This is a genomic window from Collinsella aerofaciens, assembly GCF_027679495.1.
Taxonomy (GTDB): Bacteria; Actinomycetota; Coriobacteriia; order Coriobacteriales; family Coriobacteriaceae; genus Collinsella; species Collinsella aerofaciens_AK.
In genome coordinates this window covers 37,491-57,126 of sequence record NZ_JAQEKC010000008.1, presented here as the reverse complement: position 1 = coordinate 57,126, position 19,636 = coordinate 37,491, and the positions used below count along the sequence as shown (strand labels likewise).

General features: G+C 59.3%; 19 protein-coding genes. 10 read left to right on the top strand and 9 right to left on the bottom strand.

The window, feature by feature from the left end; translation table 11 throughout:
• The first annotated feature begins 116 nt into the window (after positions 1-116).
• The gene (locus PGW49_RS04490; RefSeq protein WP_240128701.1) at positions 117-854 is read left to right on the top strand and encodes an SAM-dependent methyltransferase; all 738 of its coding nucleotides are present in this window, start codon (positions 117-119) and stop codon (positions 852-854) included.
• Positions 855-965: 111 nt separating this feature from the next.
• Positions 966-2,180 carry a MalY/PatB family protein gene (locus PGW49_RS04485; protein WP_195625177.1) on the top strand — a complete coding sequence of 405 codons (1,215 nt, stop codon included), beginning with the start codon at positions 966-968 and terminating at the stop codon, positions 2,178-2,180.
• Between the two features lie 95 nt (positions 2,181-2,275).
• Here PGW49_RS04485 and PGW49_RS04480 read toward each other — a convergent pair whose 3' ends face one another.
• A complete protein-coding gene (locus PGW49_RS04480) occupies positions 2,276-2,755 on the bottom strand; it encodes a pyridoxamine 5'-phosphate oxidase family protein (RefSeq protein WP_270225690.1) in 480 nt (159 codons plus the stop codon).
• 42 nt (positions 2,756-2,797) lie between these two features.
• On the bottom strand, positions 2,798-5,602 hold the full coding sequence (locus tag PGW49_RS04475) for an ATP-binding protein (protein ID WP_270225689.1): 2,805 nt from the start codon (positions 5,600-5,602) through the stop codon (positions 2,798-2,800).
• Between the two features lie 198 nt (positions 5,603-5,800).
• On the opposite strand from PGW49_RS04475, the gene PGW49_RS04470 reads away from it, so the two are divergent.
• From PGW49_RS04470 to PGW49_RS04460, 3 genes are all read left to right on the top strand, one after another.
• Positions 5,801-6,226 (top strand): potassium channel family protein, encoded by a 426-nt coding sequence (locus tag PGW49_RS04470; protein WP_225093282.1) that lies wholly within the window; start codon positions 5,801-5,803, stop codon positions 6,224-6,226.
• 36 nt (positions 6,227-6,262) lie between these two features.
• Positions 6,263-6,796, top strand: a complete 534-nt coding sequence (locus PGW49_RS04465; RefSeq protein ID WP_225093283.1) for an LOG family protein — start codon at positions 6,263-6,265, stop codon at positions 6,794-6,796.
• Positions 6,797-6,921: 125 nt separating this feature from the next.
• Positions 6,922-8,226, top strand: coding sequence for a chloride channel protein (locus PGW49_RS04460; RefSeq protein ID WP_225093284.1), 1,305 nt, complete (start codon positions 6,922-6,924; stop codon positions 8,224-8,226).
• Positions 8,227-8,314: 88 nt separating this feature from the next.
• Here the strand turns inward: PGW49_RS04460 and PGW49_RS04455 are convergent, their stop codons facing one another.
• From PGW49_RS04455 to PGW49_RS04445, 3 genes are read right to left on the bottom strand one after another with little or no spacing between them, the layout of a single operon-like run.
• The gene (locus PGW49_RS04455) at positions 8,315-9,013 is read right to left on the bottom strand and encodes an ABC-2 transporter permease (RefSeq protein WP_270225687.1); all 699 of its coding nucleotides are present in this window, start codon (positions 9,011-9,013) and stop codon (positions 8,315-8,317) included.
• Positions 9,010-9,891: an ABC transporter ATP-binding protein gene (locus PGW49_RS04450; protein WP_270225686.1), complete on the bottom strand. Its 882-nt coding sequence runs from the start codon at positions 9,889-9,891 to the stop codon at positions 9,010-9,012. Before PGW49_RS04450 ends, PGW49_RS04455 begins: the two co-directional genes overlap by 4 nt.
• A gap of 23 nt (positions 9,892-9,914) precedes the next feature.
• The gene (locus PGW49_RS04445; RefSeq protein WP_161115290.1) at positions 9,915-10,295 is read right to left on the bottom strand and encodes a GntR family transcriptional regulator; all 381 of its coding nucleotides are present in this window, start codon (positions 10,293-10,295) and stop codon (positions 9,915-9,917) included.
• A gap of 215 nt (positions 10,296-10,510) precedes the next feature.
• Between PGW49_RS04445 and PGW49_RS04440 the strand changes: the two genes are divergently transcribed.
• From PGW49_RS04440 to PGW49_RS04430, 3 genes are all read left to right on the top strand, one after another.
• Entirely contained in the window at positions 10,511-12,124 is a 1,614-nt protein-coding gene (locus PGW49_RS04440; protein WP_055286676.1) for a peptide chain release factor 3, read from the top strand.
• A gap of 156 nt (positions 12,125-12,280) precedes the next feature.
• On the top strand, positions 12,281-13,003 hold the full coding sequence (locus PGW49_RS04435) for a VUT family protein (RefSeq protein ID WP_270225681.1): 723 nt from the start codon (positions 12,281-12,283) through the stop codon (positions 13,001-13,003).
• A gap of 9 nt (positions 13,004-13,012) precedes the next feature.
• Positions 13,013-13,693, top strand: a complete 681-nt coding sequence (locus PGW49_RS04430; protein ID WP_055309998.1) for an SDR family NAD(P)-dependent oxidoreductase — start codon at positions 13,013-13,015, stop codon at positions 13,691-13,693.
• A gap of 50 nt (positions 13,694-13,743) precedes the next feature.
• Here PGW49_RS04430 and PGW49_RS04425 read toward each other — a convergent pair whose 3' ends face one another.
• Both PGW49_RS04425 and PGW49_RS04420 read right to left on the bottom strand, forming a co-directional pair.
• The gene (locus PGW49_RS04425) at positions 13,744-14,469 is read right to left on the bottom strand and encodes a uracil-DNA glycosylase (protein ID WP_225093289.1); all 726 of its coding nucleotides are present in this window, start codon (positions 14,467-14,469) and stop codon (positions 13,744-13,746) included.
• A gap of 88 nt (positions 14,470-14,557) precedes the next feature.
• Positions 14,558-15,460 carry a DMT family transporter gene (locus PGW49_RS04420; RefSeq protein WP_225093290.1) on the bottom strand — a complete coding sequence of 301 codons (903 nt, stop codon included), beginning with the start codon at positions 15,458-15,460 and terminating at the stop codon, positions 14,558-14,560.
• Between the two features lie 158 nt (positions 15,461-15,618).
• On the opposite strand from PGW49_RS04420, the gene PGW49_RS04415 reads away from it, so the two are divergent.
• Positions 15,619-16,485 (top strand): LysR family transcriptional regulator, encoded by an 867-nt coding sequence (locus tag PGW49_RS04415; protein WP_225093291.1) that lies wholly within the window; start codon positions 15,619-15,621, stop codon positions 16,483-16,485.
• A gap of 27 nt (positions 16,486-16,512) precedes the next feature.
• On the opposite strand, the gene PGW49_RS04410 is transcribed toward PGW49_RS04415, so the two are convergent.
• Entirely contained in the window at positions 16,513-17,895 is a 1,383-nt protein-coding gene (locus PGW49_RS04410; protein WP_225093292.1) for an MATE family efflux transporter, read from the bottom strand.
• A gap of 178 nt (positions 17,896-18,073) precedes the next feature.
• Here PGW49_RS04410 and PGW49_RS04405 point away from each other — a divergent pair, with 178 nt between their 5' ends.
• Positions 18,074-18,889 (top strand): putative RNA methyltransferase, encoded by an 816-nt coding sequence (locus PGW49_RS04405; protein ID WP_225093293.1) that lies wholly within the window; start codon positions 18,074-18,076, stop codon positions 18,887-18,889.
• Between the two features lie 128 nt (positions 18,890-19,017).
• Here the strand turns inward: PGW49_RS04405 and PGW49_RS04400 are convergent, their stop codons facing one another.
• Entirely contained in the window at positions 19,018-19,419 is a 402-nt protein-coding gene (locus PGW49_RS04400) for a hypothetical protein (RefSeq protein ID WP_055286664.1), read from the bottom strand.
• Positions 19,420-19,636 lie beyond the last annotated feature (217 nt).

The following is a 19,636-nucleotide window of genomic DNA, read 5'->3' as shown; positions in this document are numbered from 1 at the left end:
GGCTTAAGCATACGCGGCGGCAGGCGCCCTTCCAAGCAACCGTTGGTTGCACGACGGGGACCGCGGCGAGGAATTGCGCGCAACGCCCCACACCTCCATGCCGTACAATGACCGGCATGGAACCTATCGCACACATACATACCGACCTGCCGCAGAAGTTCGGCATTCCGCGCAACAGCTTTTTGGCGCCTCATCTGCAGGGACGCATCGTCTTTGAGCCGGAATTTGCCTCCAACGCAGCGGTTGAGGGCCTGGACTCCTTCTCTCACCTATGGCTGTTGTGGCGCTTCGAAAACGGAACGCCCGGCGGCATGGCTAAGGACATAGCTGCCGATGCCAAGTCGCAGGACAGGTCCGGCACCAATGCCAAGTGGTCGAAGACCGTGCGCCCGCCGCGTCTGGGCGGAGCCGAGCGCGTGGGTGTCTTTGCCACGCGCAGTCCGTTTCGCCCTAATCCCATCGGGCTTACCTGCGTCAAGCTCGATCGTGTCGAGTTCACCGATGATGGCCCCATCATTCATGTGCTGGGGGCCGACCTGCGCGACGGCACGCCCATCTACGACATTAAGCCCTACATTCCGTTTGCGGACTGTCACCCGGATGCAACGGGCGGCTGGATTGAGGATGCTCCGTGGCAAGAGCTCGATGTTGAGTTCCCGCAGGCTCTTCAAGACATGGTCCCGCCCGCAAAGCTCCCCGGTCTGGTCGAGGTTCTTCGCCAAGATCCGCGCCGCGCGGGCAGCAAGCACGAGCCAAACCGCGTCTATCATCTGGCCTTCGCCGGGCTTGACATATCTTTTACGGTCGATAAAACCCAGCTAACCGTGGTCGCCGTCAACGACGCGCAAGACTAACCAGCCATTCGTCCGCACCCGTCAAATTAAGCGCCAAACCCCATGCCAAAATCGCCCGTGCTGGTGGACAATAACGCCTACCAAAACAATCACTTTGCACGGGAGTTCAGCATGAAATACGACTTTAGCTCGCTTATCGACCGCCACGGCATGGACTCCATCGCCGTTGACTCTTGGGGCGAGATCCCCGGCATGGCTCCGAACGCACCCGACGAGGGCTTCGACCGCATTCCCATGTGGGTGGCCGACATGAATTTCGCCACGGTGCCCACGGTCCAGGAGCACATCATTCAGCGCGCTCAGCATCCCATGTTTGGCTACTTTAACCCGCGCGCCGAGTACTTCGACCGCATCATCGAATGGCAGAGCCGCCGCAATGGCGTCGAGGGCCTGCGCCCTGAACATATCGGCTACGAAAACGGCGTGCTGGGCGGTGTCGTGTCGACGCTGCGCGCGTATGTCCAGCCGGGCGATGCAGTGCTGGTCCATAGCCCCACCTACATTGGTTTTACCAAGTCCATCGAAGCTGCGGGCTATCGCATTGTCCACAGCCCGCTTAAACTCGACGACCAGGGCGTGTGGCGCATGGACTTTGAGGACATGGAGTGCAAACTCGCCCAAAACCACATCCATGCCGCGGTGTTCTGCTCACCGCACAATCCCTGCGGCCGCGTATGGGAGCGTGACGAGATCGAGCGCGCCATGGACATCTACCGCCAGCACGATTGCGTGGTGATCTCGGACGAGATTTGGTCCGATATCATCCTGCCGGGACACAAGCATATTCCGACGCAGTCGGTAAGCGAGGACGCCCGCATGCGCACGGTTGCCCTCTATGCGCCCAGCAAGACGTTCAACCTGGCGGGCCTGGTCGGCAGCTACCACATCATCTATAACGAGACGCTGCGCGACCGCGTGTGCGCCGTGTCCGACAAGACCCACTACAACGAGATGAACGTCCTCTCTATGCATGCGCTTATCGGTGCCTACCAGCCGCAGGGCTACGAGTGGGTGGACGAGCTCAACCAGGTGCTTGCCGGCAATATCGAGTACTTCTGCAATTACGTGGACGAGCATTTTGAGGGCGTGTCCTATTCGCGTCCGCAGGGCACGTACATGGTGTTTCTGGACTGCACCGAGTGGTGCCGCGAGCATGGCCGCGATATTCAGTGGCTGCTCGACGAGGGGGCGCGCGTAGGCGTGGGATATCAGGACGGCCGCCCGTTCCACGGGCCCTGCCACATTCGCGTGAATCTGGCGCTGCCGCTTTCGCGCGTAAGGGAAGCGTGCGACCGCCTGGACCGCTACGTTTTTAATGCACGGTAAGTGAGCACTGCATGCGGGGTCTTCTGCCAAGTCGGCTGGAAGGCCCCGTGTGGTAAGGCATCTGTAACCATTGGGCGCAGACCTGCTGCGGAGGTTTATTTTTCCTGAATCTGCTTGCCGCAAAGATGCTCAATCGAAATCTCGTAGAGCTGGACGCCCTTGATGTCTTTGGCGATTTCCTCTTCGACTTCTTCGGCAGAAGGGTAGTACTTAAGGGCGAGCTGGCGGACTTTGTCTTCGATAAACGCGGGAGTGTCGTTCGCCAGGCGACAGCGGCCAAAGACCACGGTACTCATAACGTAGGGAGCCCAGTCACCGTCCTTGTGCCACTCGTTGCCGTAAACGGTAAAGCAGACCTTGTCATCGCGCTTGAGTGCGTCGACCTTGTGGCCGGCTTTGGCGCCATGGAAATAAATCTTGTCGTGCTCGGCGTCAAAGAAGTAGTTGACGGGAATGGCGTACGGGTAGCCATCGTCGCCGTTGACGGCAAAGACGCCGCGCTTGCAGGTAGCGAGCAGTTCGCGCGCTTCCTCGTCAGTGATGGCGCGTTTCTTTCGACGTAAGGGCCTAAACATCGTTGGCTTCCTTTCTGGTCGTGCGTGGTGGTTGAGCACAAACTATAGCGAAACGGATCCGTTTTTCTTGATGCGGGCGAGTATGTTTTTGAGCTTGTTAAAGTCGAGCGGTTTGGACAGATGGGCGTTCATGCCGGCGTCGTGTGCCGCCTTGGCGTCCTCGGCAAAGGCATTGGCGGTGAGCGCGATGATGGGGATATCGGCTGCATCGACCTTCTCGCTCAGGCGAATCGCGCGGGTTGCCTCGTAACCGTCCATGTCCGGCATCATAATGTCCATCAGGATCGCATCGAAGCTGCCGGCGGGATGAGACAGGTACAGATCGACGACTTCGTTGCCGTTGACGGCGCGGGTGACCACGACGCCCTCGGATTCTAGCAGCGCCTGGGCAATCTCGGCATTCAATTCGTTGTCTTCGGCGAGCAGCACGTTCATGTCGGCGAGCGAGCAGTCGAGCGCCCTCTCGACCGTATTCGCCCGCGCCCGGGGGTTCTTGTCGATATCGAGCGGAATTTCCACGTAGAACGTGGTGCCCACATGGAGTTCGCTGGTGACTTCGATGGTGCCGCCCATCAGTTCAATAAGCGACTTGACGATTGGCATGCCCATGCCGGTTCCTTGGAACTTGCTGCGCGCATCGTCACCTTCTTGGGCAAACGGCTCATAGATATGCTTTAAAAACTCGGGAGCCATGCCAATGCCGGTATCCGAAACGCTAAAGCAAAAGAGCGCGCGCCCGTTATCGAGTGGCTTGGTCTGTGAACTAAAGGTGACGGAGCCGCCGTGCTTGTTGTACTTAATGCTGTTGTCTAACAGGTTGATCATGACCTGTCGGATATGGGTGGGACTGCCGATTACGTATGGCCCCGTGGCGTACGGCAGACTATTGTCCTGCATGGTGATGCCGTTACTGGACGCGCGGAGCTTGCACAGCACCAGCGTATCGTCACAAAGCTCTTTGAGGTTAAAAGGCGCATGTTCCAGTGTTAGCTTGCGGTCTTCGATTTTTCCCATCTCGAGGATGTCGTTGATCAGCGAGAGCAGGTGATTGGCGGCAACGCGCGCCTTGGCACGGCTCTCGCGGGCGACTTGCATATCGCCTTCCTTCAATTCTTCAATTTCGATAAGGCCCAGGATACCGTTGAGCGGCGTACGGATGTCGTGGCTCATGCGCGTGAGGAATGCCGTCTTAGCGGCGTTGGCAGCATCGGCTTTTTTGCGCTCGGTTCGAGCGCGCACGAGCGCCCAGATGAGCAGGACGATGCCGACCGACAACATACCGATGAGGGTAGCTGCAATGGCGGTGCGGTTGCGATAAAGGAATTGAAGCGTGTTGGATTCCTGGGCCGTGTACGACGTGGAGGAGTAATTACTTGCGGAGAGCGATTCTCCGGCATTGATGATGCCCTTGTTGATGATTCCCAGCAGCTCGGGCTTTCCGCGCGAAATCCAGCACGAGAGCTCACAGGTGTCAGGGAGCTCGACCGTCTCGCAGTCCTCGAGATCATAACGGTCACCGATGGTTTTTACGCGTGAACTGGGAGCGACGATGCAGTGCGCCGTTCCCTTCCTGAGGGCGTCGAACGCTTCATCGTCGGATTGGTATTCGGTCACGGTCGCTGTGGGGAACAGACTTTCAAGTGCATTTTTGTTGACAAACGATGATTTGGTACAGGCGATGTTCTGAAGGTCTTTGTTCAGGTTGCTGCCGGTGTAGATGGCGGTGAGGGATATGGTCCCCAACGATATCGACTGCACAACGCCTGTTTGCTCGGCAAACCAGTAATCTCGGTATACCGGCAGCGCAACGGCTATGCTTCCCTTTGACAGGGCCTTTGACATCATCTTGTAGCTATCAAAGGCGACGGTTTTGACCGTAATGCCAAATTTATCGTGTAGCGTCGTCGCAAGCGATGCGAGCGAGCCTTCCATTTCGCCGTCTTCGTCCTCGTTGCAGTAGGGGAGTTTGCCCGTAATGTAGCCGAGCGTGATGGTGTTGTTGTTTGCTTTGAGCCAGGAACATTCGGGGCCGTTGAGCGATGATGAACCGCTGTTTTGGGCCGAGTAGCTAGATTTGACTTCGTCGTTATAGCGTGGGTTGACGCGGGCGATTGCCGTCATGGCGGCATTGATGTCGTTCATCAGGTCGGGGCGGCTTTTGGGAACGGCAAGATAGTAGTCGTTCGAACCAATGTAGAACATGGGGGAGGCACTGGGCGACGAGATCGTGTCGTTCATGATGATGGCGTCGACCTCGTTGTTTGCGAGTGCGTCAAAGAGGGCACCGCCAGTGTCGATTTCTTTATAGGTGCAGGTAATGCCTTCGTTGGCGAGCCACTGCTGGCCGACGAGGGTTTGCATAACACCGCGGTTGCAGCCGATAGTGAGACCTTGAAGTGCTTGAGGGTCACCCTTTGCGAGGTCGTCACGGTCGGGCCTGGCGTAGATGTAGTAGCGCTCGGTGCCCTCGGGGTTCGAGGAAAAGAGCAGCTTTTGGGCGCGTTCCTCGGAGTAGGAGATGTTGGGCATGAGGTCGATCTCGCCCGCCTCGAGCATGTCCATAAGCTCGGTGAAGGTGCCGGAGACGTATTCGTACCGCCAGCCGGGCGTGTAGTATGACAGGGTCTGGAGGTACTCGTAACCCCATCCCGAGAGACGCTCGCCGGGGGTGCCGTCTTGGAAGCCCTCGTTGCTGACGAGCCAACCAACGCGGACCGTCTTGACTTGCTGACTAGAGTCATCGGCAAAAGCCTGGACAGGCGCGATAGAACTCAGCACGGCAAGCGCGGCAAGCACAATGGTCAGGGCGCGATATATAACTGAACGAAGGACAGTGGCAGCTCTCACGTGCAATCCTAACGAATCGAGACATTACCGCATAAGGATACCAGCTCAGCCTGCCCAGTCGGCAGCTGCACCGCTAAACGCTCCCGCCCGGCAGTTGGGGACAGTCCCTTTCTGCTGGCACAAAAGGAACGTCCCTAACTGCCGGTTGTGGGACAATACCGAGCGAACGAGATTGGGTGTCTGGGAAAAGGGGTCGCGATGAACAGGTTGAGGACGCTTGCCGATGTGCTGCGACAGGCTGGCTTTGCACGCATCACGGGCCTGTTTCTTATCTTTTACCTGCTGTGCTCGACGGCTGTCTGGCTGTCCGAGCCTACGACCCTCACCTTTGGTGATGGCCTGTGGTTTAGCTTTGAGACGGTCTCGACGATCGGCTTTGGCGATATCCCGGCAGAAACGCCGGTTGCCCGCGGCATTACCGTCATCCTAAGCGTCATCAGTATCTTCTATATCGCCATGCTTACGGGCGTGGCGGTGAACTACTGCAATACGCTCATCAAGCTGCGCCAAAAGGACACCATGGCGCGCTTTATGGACGATCTTGAGCATTTGGAGGAACTCGATCGTGACGAGCTCGCCGACCTGTCGCGCCGCGTGCGCGAATATCGCCGACGCCAACGCTAGAACGGACGTCGCGCGTCACGACGAGGGGGACTGAATATGAATATCACCGTGTATCTGGGTGCCAGCGTCGGTAATGACCCGGCGTTTCTGCCCGCGGTGCAGGAGCTGGGCAACTGGATTGGCGCCAACGGACACGCGCTGGTATACGGCGGGTCCAAGTCGGGACTGATGGGCGCGCTCGCCGATAGCGTACTCGAGGCAGGTGGACATGTGACGGGTGTTGAGCCGAGCTTTTTTATCGAGGCCGAGTTTCAACATGACGGAATCGACGACCTCATCGTGACGAGCGATATGGCCGAGCGTAAAGCCAAGATGATCGAGCTTGGTGATGCCTTCATTGCCTTTCCCGGCGGGACGGGCACGCTCGAGGAGATTGCCGAGGTTATGTCCGCGGTGTCGTTGGGGCACCTGAGTGCTCCGTGCATCCTGTATAACCTGGACGGTTACTACAACGACCTCAAGGCGCTGCTCGGGCACATGATTGATAAAGGGCTTTCGAGCCCGAGGCGCCAGCACGGCATCTACTTTGCCGACGATTTGCGCGAGATCGCCTCGATTATCAACGGATAAGGCTTGAGCCTGCCCCACTATGACTCCCAATGGTGCCGTTTGCAGCGCAGATGGTTGGCTCGTTCGGGCGACGCTCGCTCTACAATAAAACGCATCTATGTCGACTTTGACCGCGGGAGGACCCGATGGATAACCTTGCCAAACCCACAAACCGCGTGCTGTTTTTAGTTAGCGTTGCCGTGACCGGCGCACTCGCGGGCGCCGCAGTCTGGCTGTTCTTCTTTGCGATGGAGCACGGCATCGACTATCTATGGACTGAGATCCCGCACGCACTGGGCGTCGCTTCGCCCGAGCTCGCCAGCGGCCCGTTTGGCTTTCTGCCGTACCCGTTTTTTGTCTGCCTGCTGGGCGGCCTGTTAATCGGTCTGTACGAAAAGCTTACGGGCGCCAAGACCGATAACCTCAATCAGGTGATGGCTAAGGTCAAGCAAGATGGGCGCTACCCGTACGACAACCTGGGCAAGCTTTCGCTCGCGGCATTGCTGCCGCTGCTGTTTGGCGGAAGTATTGGACCGGAGGCGGGCCTGACCGGCGTTATCGCGGGTCTGTGCAGCTGGGTTGGCGACCGCATGCGCCGCTTTGGCGCCGAGTTTAGGGAGCTCACACTGCTGGGTACCCAGGCTGCCCTGACGGCGCTCTTTACCGCGCCCGTCTTTGGCTTTGTGGCGCCGCTCGCCGGTAGCGCTGACGGCCAGGGCGAAGACGCCCACAATGAGTCCGCGTCCGACGAGATCACCATCAAGCTGCCCAAGGCGCAAAAGACGGTGGTCTATGGCATTGCGATTGCCAGCGGTCTGGGTGCCTACCTGCTGCTTGGCCAGCTTGTGGGCGGCGGCATGGGCATGCCCAGGTTCGAGTCCGCCGAGGTGGGCAACCTGGAACTTGCCTGGCTTATCCCCCTGTCGCTCGTCGGTACGGTCTGCGGCTGGCTGTACTTTGTTTCGGAGCACGCGAGCGAGGCCCTGGCGCACGCGATGGGGGAGCGCCCCATCGCCAAGGCAATGCTGGCCGGTCTGGTACTTGCCGCCTGCGGTACGGCTCTGCCCTTCACCATGTTTGCCGGCGAGACGCAGGCCGACGTGCTCATGGAAACCTATCTGACCATCCCCGCCGGCGTGCTCATCGCGACCGGTCTGGTTAAGGCCATGCTGACCCCCGCCCTCATCAATATGGGCTGGCGCGGCGGCCATTTCTTTCCCGTCATCTTCTCGGGCGTAAGCCTGGGCTACGGCCTTGCCATCCTCACCGGCGCCGATCCGGTATTTTGCGTCGCCGTCTGCACGGCATCGACGATGGGTGCGGTCATGCGTCAGCCGGTCATGGTCGTGGGCCTGCTGCTCATGTGCTTCCCACTCAAGGGTATCGTCTGCATGATCATCGCCGCCGTTATCGCCGCTGGCATTCCGCTGCCCAAGCCGCTGCGCAAGTAGTACGGTGGCGCACGCCGGGGACATGCCGTTTGCCACGGATTGGCGGGGAGGGGGCGATCACGCCCTTCGTAGATCGAGACTCGCGTGCTTACAGATCGCGTACTCGATAAACCTTGGTGCTGACAGCGCAGCTGATTGCACATAGTGCGAGCGCCAGTACTGCAATTCCTGCACACAGACAGCCAAGGACGGCGGGATCGGGATTCGCTCCGGCAATCGACATGAGCCAGTTGCTGATGGGGTTGGAGGAGTTCAACGTGGCAATGGCAAGGCACCAGAGCAGGGCAAACAGGCCGACGGATAGGCGCAGCGCCTCCATGTGTCCAAATCGGAAGAACAGCGGCTGTGCCAAAAACACCATCATGAGGGAGATGAGCATCGATGCTGCCGAGGCTATAGCGATCTCAAAGACCGTCTGTCCCGTCGAGGGGATGCCCACGCTGTTGAATAGCGGGATGGAGACGATGCTCAGAAGCGCGGCGGCGCACGCCATGACAGCCGAGAAGACAATGATGCTCAGGTAGCGTGCGCAGATGATGTCTTTACGCGAGAGAGGCAGCGTTGCCCGATAACGCTCCCAACCGTTTTGATTGTCGAAACCGGCCAGTGAGTTCATGACCATGATGGGCGACATGGCGCTGACCGCGCAGGCGCCGGCGCTCATGCCGGAATCGCCATCCGACGCGTTGGCAAGGGTTAGCACGACGAAGATGAACAGGCCGACGCCCGCGATGCTCGGGGTGAGCGTGCGAACGATGGCGAGCTCGGACATAAAGGCGCGTTTCATTTCGAAGCCCCTTTCAGCATGAGGCGCAGATAGTCATCAATGGTTGCCCGATCGCAGGGAATCTCGGGAAAGGCCTCGAGCGTTTCGCGACGGTTGGGCACGAACACGTCCACGCTATAGGCGTGGTGGACGGCACGGGCGCCTTCGACGCAAGCCATAAGCTCGGCGGCCTGTGCTTGGGTACAGTGGGCGATGCCGGCGCGGTCGGTAATATCCTCGCGCGGCAGGTCAAAAATAATCGAGCCATTATCGATGCAGGTGACGCGATCAGCGGTGCGATCGAGGTCGGACGTAATGTGGCTCGAGAGCAGCACGCTGTGCTGGCCGTCGGCGACAAAGGCGAGCAGCTCATCAAGCAGCTCCTCGCGTGCCATGGGATCGAGGCCCGCGGTAGCTTCGTCTAAAACGAGCAGCCTGGCCTCGTGGCTGAGCGCGCAGGCAAGCTGCAGCTTCATGCCCATGCCGCGGGAGAGGTCCTTGACTTTTGTCTTAGGATCGAGGCCAAATCGGTTGATGAATCCGGCGAACGTTTCGCGGTCCCACGTGGGGTACGCCGGGCCTACGAGCGACTCGATCTGGCCCACCTTGAGCGTGGAGGGGAAGGGGCACGTGTCCAGGACAAGACCGACGCGGGAGCGCAGATGGCGCTGCGCTTCATCGGGCGCGTCGGCGCCACAGTGCTGCCCAAACAGGTGCACCTCGCCGGCATCGAGTTTGATAAGCCCAAGCGCGGCTCGAATCGTCGTTGTTTTGCCGGCACCGTTGGCACCCACAAAGCCGACAATCTGGCCGGGCTCCACAGCGAGTGTGACATCACGCAGCGAAAAACGGTCGCTCACACGGCGTGAGATGCCTTTGAGTTCTAAAAGGTTTTGCATGGTATAGCCTTTCTTGCAGATGGCTACTGCATGGTTTCGGGGGCTACCAGGTCGAGCATCTCGTGCAGCTTGTCGCGCGTGACGCCCAAGGCTTCGGCTTGGCTTGCCGCTTTCGCAAGCAGCTCTTCGATATGGCAGAGCTGGTTTTCGCGCAAGAGCTCCTGGTTGCCCTCGGTGACAAAACAGCCCTTGCCCTGCACGGTGCAGATAAACCCGAGCTGCTCCAGCTCGGCGTAGGCGCGCTTGGTGGTGATGACACTCACGCCAAGATCGCTCGCGAGTGCGCGGATGCTGGGGAGTTTGGCTCCCGCAGTGAGTGTGCCCGAAAGGATTTGAGCTTTGACCTGCGAGGATATCTGTTCGTATATGGGCTTATCGCTCGAATTGGATAGGATGATGTCCACAGCGGCTCCTTAGCTGTTGAACTACACGTGTATATAACCGGTAAGCACAATATATACACACTATGCACAGTTATGCAAGAGGTAAATGCCGATTGAGCCGGCTACGCAGGCCCCAACTGATGAATTTGTCCTGATAGGCGCCCTAGGGCGGAATTTCGCGGCTACAATAGTGCGGTTACAACGACGTAATGCACTCAATGCAAGAAAGGATCCGCATGGCAAGCCTGTCGGATGAAATCTCGTCGCGCCGCACATTCGCGATCATCAGCCACCCGGACGCCGGTAAGACCACGCTTACCGAGAAGCTGCTGCTCTATACCGGCAGCATCCAGACTGCCGGCTCGGTCAAGGGCAAGAGCTCGGCCAAGCATGCCGTCTCGGACTGGATGGACATCGAGAAGGAACGCGGTATTTCCGTTACCTCCTCGGTGCTGCAGTTCACCTACAACGGCGCCTGCGTCAACATCCTCGATACCCCCGGCCACCAGGACTTCTCGGAGGATACCTACCGTACCCTTATGGCCGCCGACGCTGCTGTTATGGTCATCGACGGCGCCAAGGGCGTCGAGGCCCAGACCAAAAAGCTCTTTAAGGTCTGTACGCTGCGCCACATTCCCATCTTCACCTTTGTGAACAAGCTCGACCACGAGGCTCGCGATCCGTTTGAGCTCATGGAAGAGATCGAGAACGTTCTGGGCATTAATACGTATCCCATGAACTGGCCGATCGGCAGCGGCCGCAATTTCCGTGGCGTGTTCGACCGTCAGACCCGTCGCGTTATCGCCTTTGAGGGCGACGGCCACGCCAACGCCACCAAGAAGGTCGCCGAGGTCGAGGCTGAGCTGGGTGATCCTTCCATGGACGAGCTCATCGGCGAGGAAAACCATAAGAACCTGATGGACGACATCGAGCTGCTCGATGGCGCCGGCGACGAGCTCGACTTGGATGCCGTGGCCTGCGGCAAGCTGAGCCCGGCGTTCTTTGGCTCGGCGCTCACCAACTTTGGCGTGGAGCCCTTCCTCAAGGAGTTCCTGCGTCTGGCCCCGACGCCGCGCGCCTATACCGATACGCTCACCAGCGAACCGGTCGATCCCTGCCGCGATGACTTTAGCGGCTTTGTGTTTAAGATCCAGGCCAACATGGACAAGAACCACCGCGATCGCATCGCCTTTGTGCGCATTTGCTCGGGCAAGTTCGAGCGCGGCATGGATGCCTTTCACGTGCAGGGCAACCGCAAGCTTAAGCTCGCCACGGGCACGTCGATGATGGCCGACGATCGCGCCATCGTGGACGAGGCGTACGCAGGCGATATCGTGGGCCTGTTCGATCCGGGTATCTTTAGCATCGGCGACACCGTGTGCTCCGGCAAGCGCCACGTGCAGTATCCGCAGATTCCGACGTTCGCCCCCGAGATGTTTGCCCGCATTACGCAGGTCGATACGCTCAAGCGCAAGCAGTTCGTCAAGGGCATGGAGGAGCTTGCCCAGGAGGGTGCCATCCAGATCTTCCGCGAACTGGGTGCCGGCATGGAGAGCGTCATTGTGGGCGTGGTCGGCGTGCTGCAGTTTGAGGTGCTCGAGCGCCGCCTCAAGGCCGAGTACCGTGTTGAGGTTCGTCGCCAGCCGCTGCCCTATACGGACATCCGCTGGATCCAGAACGACCCCGACACCATCGATATCCCGGGCCTTTCGCTCACGCGCGACACGCTGCGTGTCGAGGACATGCGCGGTGGTAAGCTGCTGCTGTTCACGAGTCCGTGGAACGTGGATTGGGCAACCGACCACAATCCCGACCTTATCCTGTCGGAGTTTGGCAACGTAGCCTTTTAACGCATCGGCGCGGTGGCCCTGCGGGGCTGCCGCGCCGTTTGCTTGCCTTATGCCGTGTGAGCGGCTATTATACCCACCGTCGTCTCAAGACCGGGGCGTCCGAGCAGTTCGGGTCCGATATCCTGCTCGTTAAACCTAAAACCAAAGGAGTACATAATGATCAAGAAGGTCATGGAGGACTACAAGGTCCTGCTGCGGAGCATTCCCGCGGCAACGGTTTCGCTGTTTTTCGTGAGCGTCATCATGATGAACCTGCTGGCCAACAAAGAGCTTATCAGCCTGCCGTATCTGGCACTCGACTGCGGCTTTGTGGTGAGCTGGGTTTCTTTTTTGTGCCAGGACATGATCTGCAAGCGTTTTGGCGCCAAGGCGTCCATTAAAATCTCTATCCTCGCGCTGCTGGTCAACCTCGCTGTCAGCCTGTGCTTTTGGACGTGCTCGCTCACGCCCGGCATGTGGGGCGCTTACTACGACACGGGCATGATCGAGGTCAACAGCGCCCTTAACGCCACCATCGGCGGCACCTGGTACGTGGTGCTGGGCTCTTCGCTGGCAATGCTCGTTTCTGCCGTGGTTAACTCCACGCTCAACCAGTCGCTCGGCCGTATGCTCAAAAAGAATAACTTTGCGAGCTTCGCCTTCCGCTCCTATGTGTCTACGGGCGTTGGCCAGTTTATCGACAACCTGGTCTTTGCCATTGTGGTGAGCCACACGTTCTTTGGTTGGACCTGGGTGCAGGTCCTTATGTGCTCGCTGACGGGTGCCGTCGCCGAGCTGCTGTGCGAAGTCTTCCTGAGCCCCGTGGGCTACAAGGTTGTGCGCGGCTGGGAGCGCGAGAATGTGGGCTCCGAGTACCTCGAGCGCCACGCAACCGCCTAAGGAGCAAGTATGCGGGTTTTGATCACGGGCGCTTCGGGCGGTATCGGAGCCGCGTGCGTGCAGCGCTTTTTGGACGAGGGCCACGAGGTCGTGGGCTTTGACCTGCTGCCGGCGGCGATCGAACACGAGCGCTACCGCCATCTGATCGTTGATGTACGCGAGCCTAACTCGTTTCCAGGCGATATTGAACCCCAGGTAATCGTGAACGTTGCCGGTACGCAGGATTCGGCCGACGACATCGCCGCCAACCTGCGTGGCACCATCAACGTGACCGAGCGCTATGCCTTTGTGGGGGAGGGGCTTGCCGCCAAGCCGGCGCCGGCTATTAAATCCGTGGTCAATGTGGGGTCGGCGAGCGGGCATACGGGATCGGAGTTTCCCGCCTATGCCGCCAGCAAGGGCGGCGTTATCGCCTACACCAAGAACCTTGCAAACCGCCTGGCACCGCAGGCCATCGCCAACAGTGTGGACCCGGGCGGCGTTATCACGCCGCTCAACCGTTGTGTGATGGAAGACGAGCACCTGTGGAACCAGATTATGGAGCTCACACCGCTTAAGCGCTGGGCAACCGCCCAAGAGATCGCCGAGTGGATCTACTTTGTGGGCGTGACCAACCGGTTTATGACCGGGCAGAGTCTGTTGATCGATGGCGGCGAGGCTGGCCGCACACAATTTATTTGGCCCGAATAGGAAGCGCGCCCGATGGAAAGCCGTCGGGCGCGTTTTTGATGCATCGATTTTTAGCCGAGGCAAGTCCAGTTGACGGGGGTCAAGCCGTGCTGTTCGAGTAGCCGATTGGCTGCCGAGAAGGGGCGCGACCCTATAAAAGCGGGGAGTTCTGCCGTGGCACGGTTGGCCGAAAGCGGCGAGGGGTGCGTGGAGGCCAGACAGAACTTATCGGTTGCCTTGACCGCACCAGTTGCGACGAGCTTACCTTCGACCATCTGCTGGGCAAAGCGGCCCCATGCCAAAAAGACGACCGGTTGGGGCAGCTGGCAGCAGCGTTCGATAATGTAGTCGGTGAGCGTGTTCCAGCCAAGCTTGGCGTGCGAGTTAGCGGCATGCTCGCGCACGGTGAGCGTAGTGTTGAGGAGCAGGACGCCCTGTTGTGCCCATGGTGTTAGATCTCCCGTGGCGGGAATGGGACAACCCAGATCGGCTTTGAGTTCCTTATAGATGTTGCGCAGGCTCGGTGGCAACTTGGTTTGCGTCGCGGCGACCGAGAACGACAGTCCCATTGCCTGGTTGGGTCCGTGATAGGGGTCCTGACCCAAGATGACAACTTTGACCTGGTCGGCCGGCGTGTAGGCGAGGGCATTGAGGATGTCGTCTTGTGCCGGGTAGATGGTCTGCTCGGCACGCAAAAGGGCGATACGCTCGAGCAGCTGGTTCGTAGTGTCACGTACCGGCTGCGGCGCATCGCCCAACCAAGTTGCTATGTTGCGGTCGCGGGTCGCGGCGTCCATGGGGCTCCTTTACGTCAGATGCTCTGCTGGCATCTATTGTAAAGGCGCACCGGTTGCCTTTATGCCGCGGCTGTATGAAGAGTGGGGTCTACGAGACGTGCTCGGGCGCTCCTGCCATGCGAGCCTGTCCATGTGCGCGGAGGCGCGGAAGCTCGACGGTTGCTACCATGACGCCGGTGAGGATGAGGGCGGCGCCAAAGAAGGCGATGGGGCTTAGGACCTCGCCGACCAGGAAGAAGGAGAAGACGGCAGAGCAGACCGGCTCGAGTGAGAAAGCGAAGCCGGTGGTCTCGGCGGGCACGTGGGGCTGCACGAGCGTCTGGGTGATAAAGCCGTAGGCAGAGCAGATGAGTGCGAGCGCGAAGACAACGACGATCTCGTTAGGCGTGCCGGGAAGCGTGAAGCCGCCAAAGGTGAATGCGGCGATGCCAGAGAACAGGCCGCCAAAGCCCAGCTGCCAAACACCCAGAGCAAGCGGATTGACATCTTCGACAAAGCGCTTCGCCACAATGATATGGCCGGCATAGACAAAAGCGGAGAGCAGCATGATGATCGCGCCGGGATTCAGGCTGGTAAAGTCGGCGCCCGAGAGCAGCAGCATGCCGCAGGTGACGATGGCGGTGCCGACAAGCACTTTGCGTTCGGGGGCGCGGCGCAGCAGGGCGGCGTTGGCAAACGGCACGATCACGACCGTCAGGCTCTGCAAAAAGCCGGCAGTGGAGGCGGAGGTGAGGCTGGAGCCCAGGCACATGCAGGTGAGCTCGGTTGCCATAATGGCGCCGATGATGGCGGCGCGGACCATAAGGTCGCGGTTGATACGGAACGCGCGCTTGTGGAAGAGCAGCAGGCAGGCCACAAAGGCGATGATGCAGCGTAGCGCGACGATACTCGTGGCATTCATGCTGTCCATACCGATCTTCATGAGGGGATACGAAAAGCCCCATGCGACGGGAACGGAAAATGAGAGCGCGATTGCTTTTTTGCGATCCATGGGACTCCTTTTGTTACAGAACGGTTTCGCACAAAGGATTCTGCTCCCAGATTTGGATGTAGTAAAGCGAATGTATCTTCAGTACGATTAAGAAATACTAAAGTGAGTGCGAAAAGCGCTGGCAAAACGTTTTGCGGCTGCATTGATATGGAGGCACGATGGCATCGCGGTATCAGATTGTTTGTATGGTAGTCGATCGCGGCAGCCTTAAAGGCGCGGCGGACGAGCTGGGCTATACGCAAAGCGCGGTGAGCCAAGCCGTCAAGGCACTCGAGCGCGAGCTGGGTACCACGCTTATCGAGCGCGGAAAGCAGGGCGTTTCGCTTACGCGCGACGGTAAACAATATCTGCCGTACCTGCGCCAGATTGTGACCGCCGAGGCCGAGCTCGAGGGCAAGCGCCAGGAGCTGCTGGGGCTTTCGTCGACCGACATTCGCATCGCGACGTTTACCAACGTGAGTCGTACCGTGCTGCCGCGTGTGATCCGCGACTTTGGTGCGCTGCACCCGGGCGTACGCTTCACCCTCAAGCAGGGCGATTACACGCGCAACGCTCAATGGGTGCACGATGGCGTGGTTGATTTTTGTTTTACAGCACGCGGATTTACCGCGGGGCTCGAGAAGCGCGTCGTCTATCACGACGAGTTGGTAGCATTGTTGCCGGCCGCGCATCCGCTGACGGCAAAGGAAAAGGTGACACTCGCTGACCTGGCGTCCGAGCCGTTTGTGCTGCTGGATGAGGGCGAACAGAGTCTGGTACTCGATGCATTCGCAACGCACGGGCTGTCGCCGCACGTGACGAGTGAGGTGACCGACGACTACACCATCATGGCGATGGTGGAGGAGGGCCTAGGCGTGAGCATGCTGTATCGCCGTACCGTTGAGGGCATGCGAGCCGATATTCGTGTGCGGCCCATCGTGCATGCCCCCTCGCGCGACGTGGTGGCCGCCTGGCGCAGCTGGGACACCATGCCCATCGCCACGAGGCGCTTTATCGACTATATGAGCTCACATATTGTCAATTAATGACTGGCGTGGCGTTGAGTGCGGTGTTTAGCGGGCTGTCGCTTTGGCTTGGGTGGCGCGATAGGTGCGTGCCGGGTGGCAGAGTAGTACCGCCACGACCATAAAGAACGCCGTGGTGCCCAGGCTGATGGGATAGACCATCATGATGTTCGCAAAGGTGCGGAAGTGCGGGAACACGCAGAACACCCAATAGAAGCGGATGCCACAGACGCAGATCATGGTGATGAGGGCGGGCGTGAGCGAGATACCAAAGCCGCGCAGGTAGCCTGACATGTTTTCGTAGAACATGCTAAAGGCGTACGCCGGGAAGATCGAGCACACGCGGATATAGCCGATCGAGACGATATTGGGATCGCTGTTGAACAGCGATAGGATCTCGCGCCCCAAGCCGACAATAACGATAATTGTGGTGAGCGCGACGATACCACCTTCGACCAGGCAGACCTTGAGCGTTTTGGTGCAGCGGTCGATCTGGCGGGCACCGTGGTTTTGTCCCACAAAGGTGGTGCAAGCCTGGCTAAAGCTGTTGAGCAGGTTGTAGCACACATACTCTAGACTCATGGCGGCGCTCGATGCCGCCATGACTTCGGTGCCCAGGCTGTTGATGGCAGACTGGATGATGATGTTGGCGACGGCAAAGACGGCGCTTTGGATGCCGGCGGGCAGGCCGATCTTGACGATGCGCTTGAGGGCGACGGGGTCGATAGCCAGGTCGCGTAGGGTGACGCGGACGACGGAGTCGGTCTTGAGCAGGCGGATAAAGAGTGTAGCGGCACTGACGGTGTAGGCGATGGCGGTGGCGATGGCGACGCCCGCGACGCCCCAGTGGAGTACGGGGACAAAGATGAGATCCAGGCCAATGTTGAGGACGGTGGACACGGCAAGCGCCTGCAGCGGCATGCGGGTGATGCCGACGGAGCGGAAGATCGCGGCCTCAAAGTTGTAGAGCAAGATCGAGGGCATGCTCAGCAAAAAGACGCGCAGGTAGAGCGAAGCGAGCGGCATGGTCTCGGCGGGAACGTTGAGCGCGGCGAGCATGGGCTCGGCAAAGATCTCGCCCAGTGCGATGACGACAAAGCCCACGAGCGCCATTAAAATCGAGGTATGGACGGCGCGTTTGACCATGTTCTGATCGTTGCGGCCGATAGCGTTGGCGATGACCACGTTGGAGCCAAGCGACATGCCAATAAACAGGTTGAGCATAAGACTGGTAAGCGGAACATTGGAGCCGACCGCCGCCATGGCGAGGGTTCCCTGGTCGCCCGAGAAGTTACCGATGATGACCGTGGCGATGAGGTTTGACAGCTGCTCCAAGATGCTCGTGGCGGCCACGGGGAAGGCGAACAGGGGAATATTGCGCCACAGCGAGCCGGTGGTCATGTCAATGTGCTTAGATACGGTATCAGCCATACGCTCTCAATCTCTAATATGCTCTTTCGTGCTTATTTGCGCAGATGATGATACTCCTAATCGACTAGTCATTGGGGACGTTCTTAAACGACTAGTCATTCAAAAACGTCCCCAATGACTAGGTGGGGAAGGCGTGAGACAATGGTGGGCGTTGTGTTGTTCGCGCTAAGGAGTTGCCATGTTGTTGTGTCCCGTTTGCCATGAGCCGTTGGTGGACGATGAGCGTGGGGCCGCATGTGCGGGCGGACACCGGTTTGACCGTGCGCGCGAGGGTTATCTATATCTACTGCGCTCGTCCAAGAGCGGCGACTCCATGGGCGATCCCAAGTCGCAGGCGCGCAGCCGTCGTGACTTTTTGAACCGTGGATACTACGCGCCGTTGCGCGATGCGATGGTCGAGCTGGTGCGCAAGCAGGTGTCTGGGCGCGCCACGTCTGCGAACGGCCCCATGACGCTGCTCGATATTTGCTGTGGCGAGGGCTATTACACCAGTGCCATGGGCGCGGCGCCGGGCGTAGATGCTTACGGTTTTGACCTGGGCAAGGAGATGGTGCGCCTGGCCGCCAAGCGCGGCGATGCGACCTACTTCGTGGCCAACATGAAGGACATCCCCGTGGCCGATGGCGCCTTCGATATGGTGACCGAGCTCTTTGCCCCCTTTAACGAACGCGAGTTTGCCCGCGTGCTGGCGCCGGAGGGTTCGCTCTACACCGTGGTGCCGGGTGCTCGTCACCTCTTTGGGCTCAAGGAGGTACTCTACGACACGCCGTACCTTAACGATGAAAAGCTGCCGAAGACCACCGAGCTCGAGTTGGTCGGAACGCAGCGGGTGTCTGCGAATATTACACTTCAGACCCAGGCCGACATCGAGGCGGTGTTCCAGATGACGCCGTACTACTACCGCACGCGCCCCGCCGACAAAGAGCGCTTGGCAAACCTCGATACCCTTCAGACTGACATCGACTTCATCATCGCCGAGTACCGCCACGGCTAACAACCTGCCAAAAAGGGACAGGTTTATTTTGGTAGGTTTTATCTGGGCAAACGCAAAGGGCCGACCGCGGAGATGCGCGATCGGCCCTTTTTAGTTGCTTGGCTGCAGAGGTTATGAGAAGCGAGCGCTTATAGGCGGTCCTTGTTCTCGGCCTTAACGGCGTGTGCCTGCTGAACAAAGAACAGGTCGTACACCACGATGACAAAGGCGCCAAAGTTGATGGCGTCGCCGCCAAACGCGGGAAGCGTGAGCACCGCTTGGGCAAGCGTGGCGACCGCGGCAACAATACCGAGCTTAAACGCGCCGTCCACCTGTGAAGGCTTGTTGGCGCCCTTGATACCGGCGACGCCTGCGGCAAGGTCGACGAGACCCTTGGCGATAAGCACGACCGCTGCGAGCGTGGCGTACGAACCGTACGTGGAATCGAGACCGCCCGTGGCGATGCCGACGCCGGCGGTGACGAGGCTGGCGATGCCCAAAACAAAGTAGATGAGAGCAAGGATTTTGAGAGTCTTGCGAGTGAAGCTCATGGCTGGTCCTTTCGATACGAGTACGCCAACTTGGCGCACCCAATGTACTGCACATATGGTGAAGCACATTGTAGTTCAACGCGGCGATGCATGCGTTTGAAAGCGCATTGAGCCCGCGCAGCCAAACCCAACCTTTCAAAAAGGAAAGCTGGGCGTAAGTCAAATCGATGGCAGCGTATGCGCGGCGCTGCGATGATGGGTCCATGGTAAGAGCTGG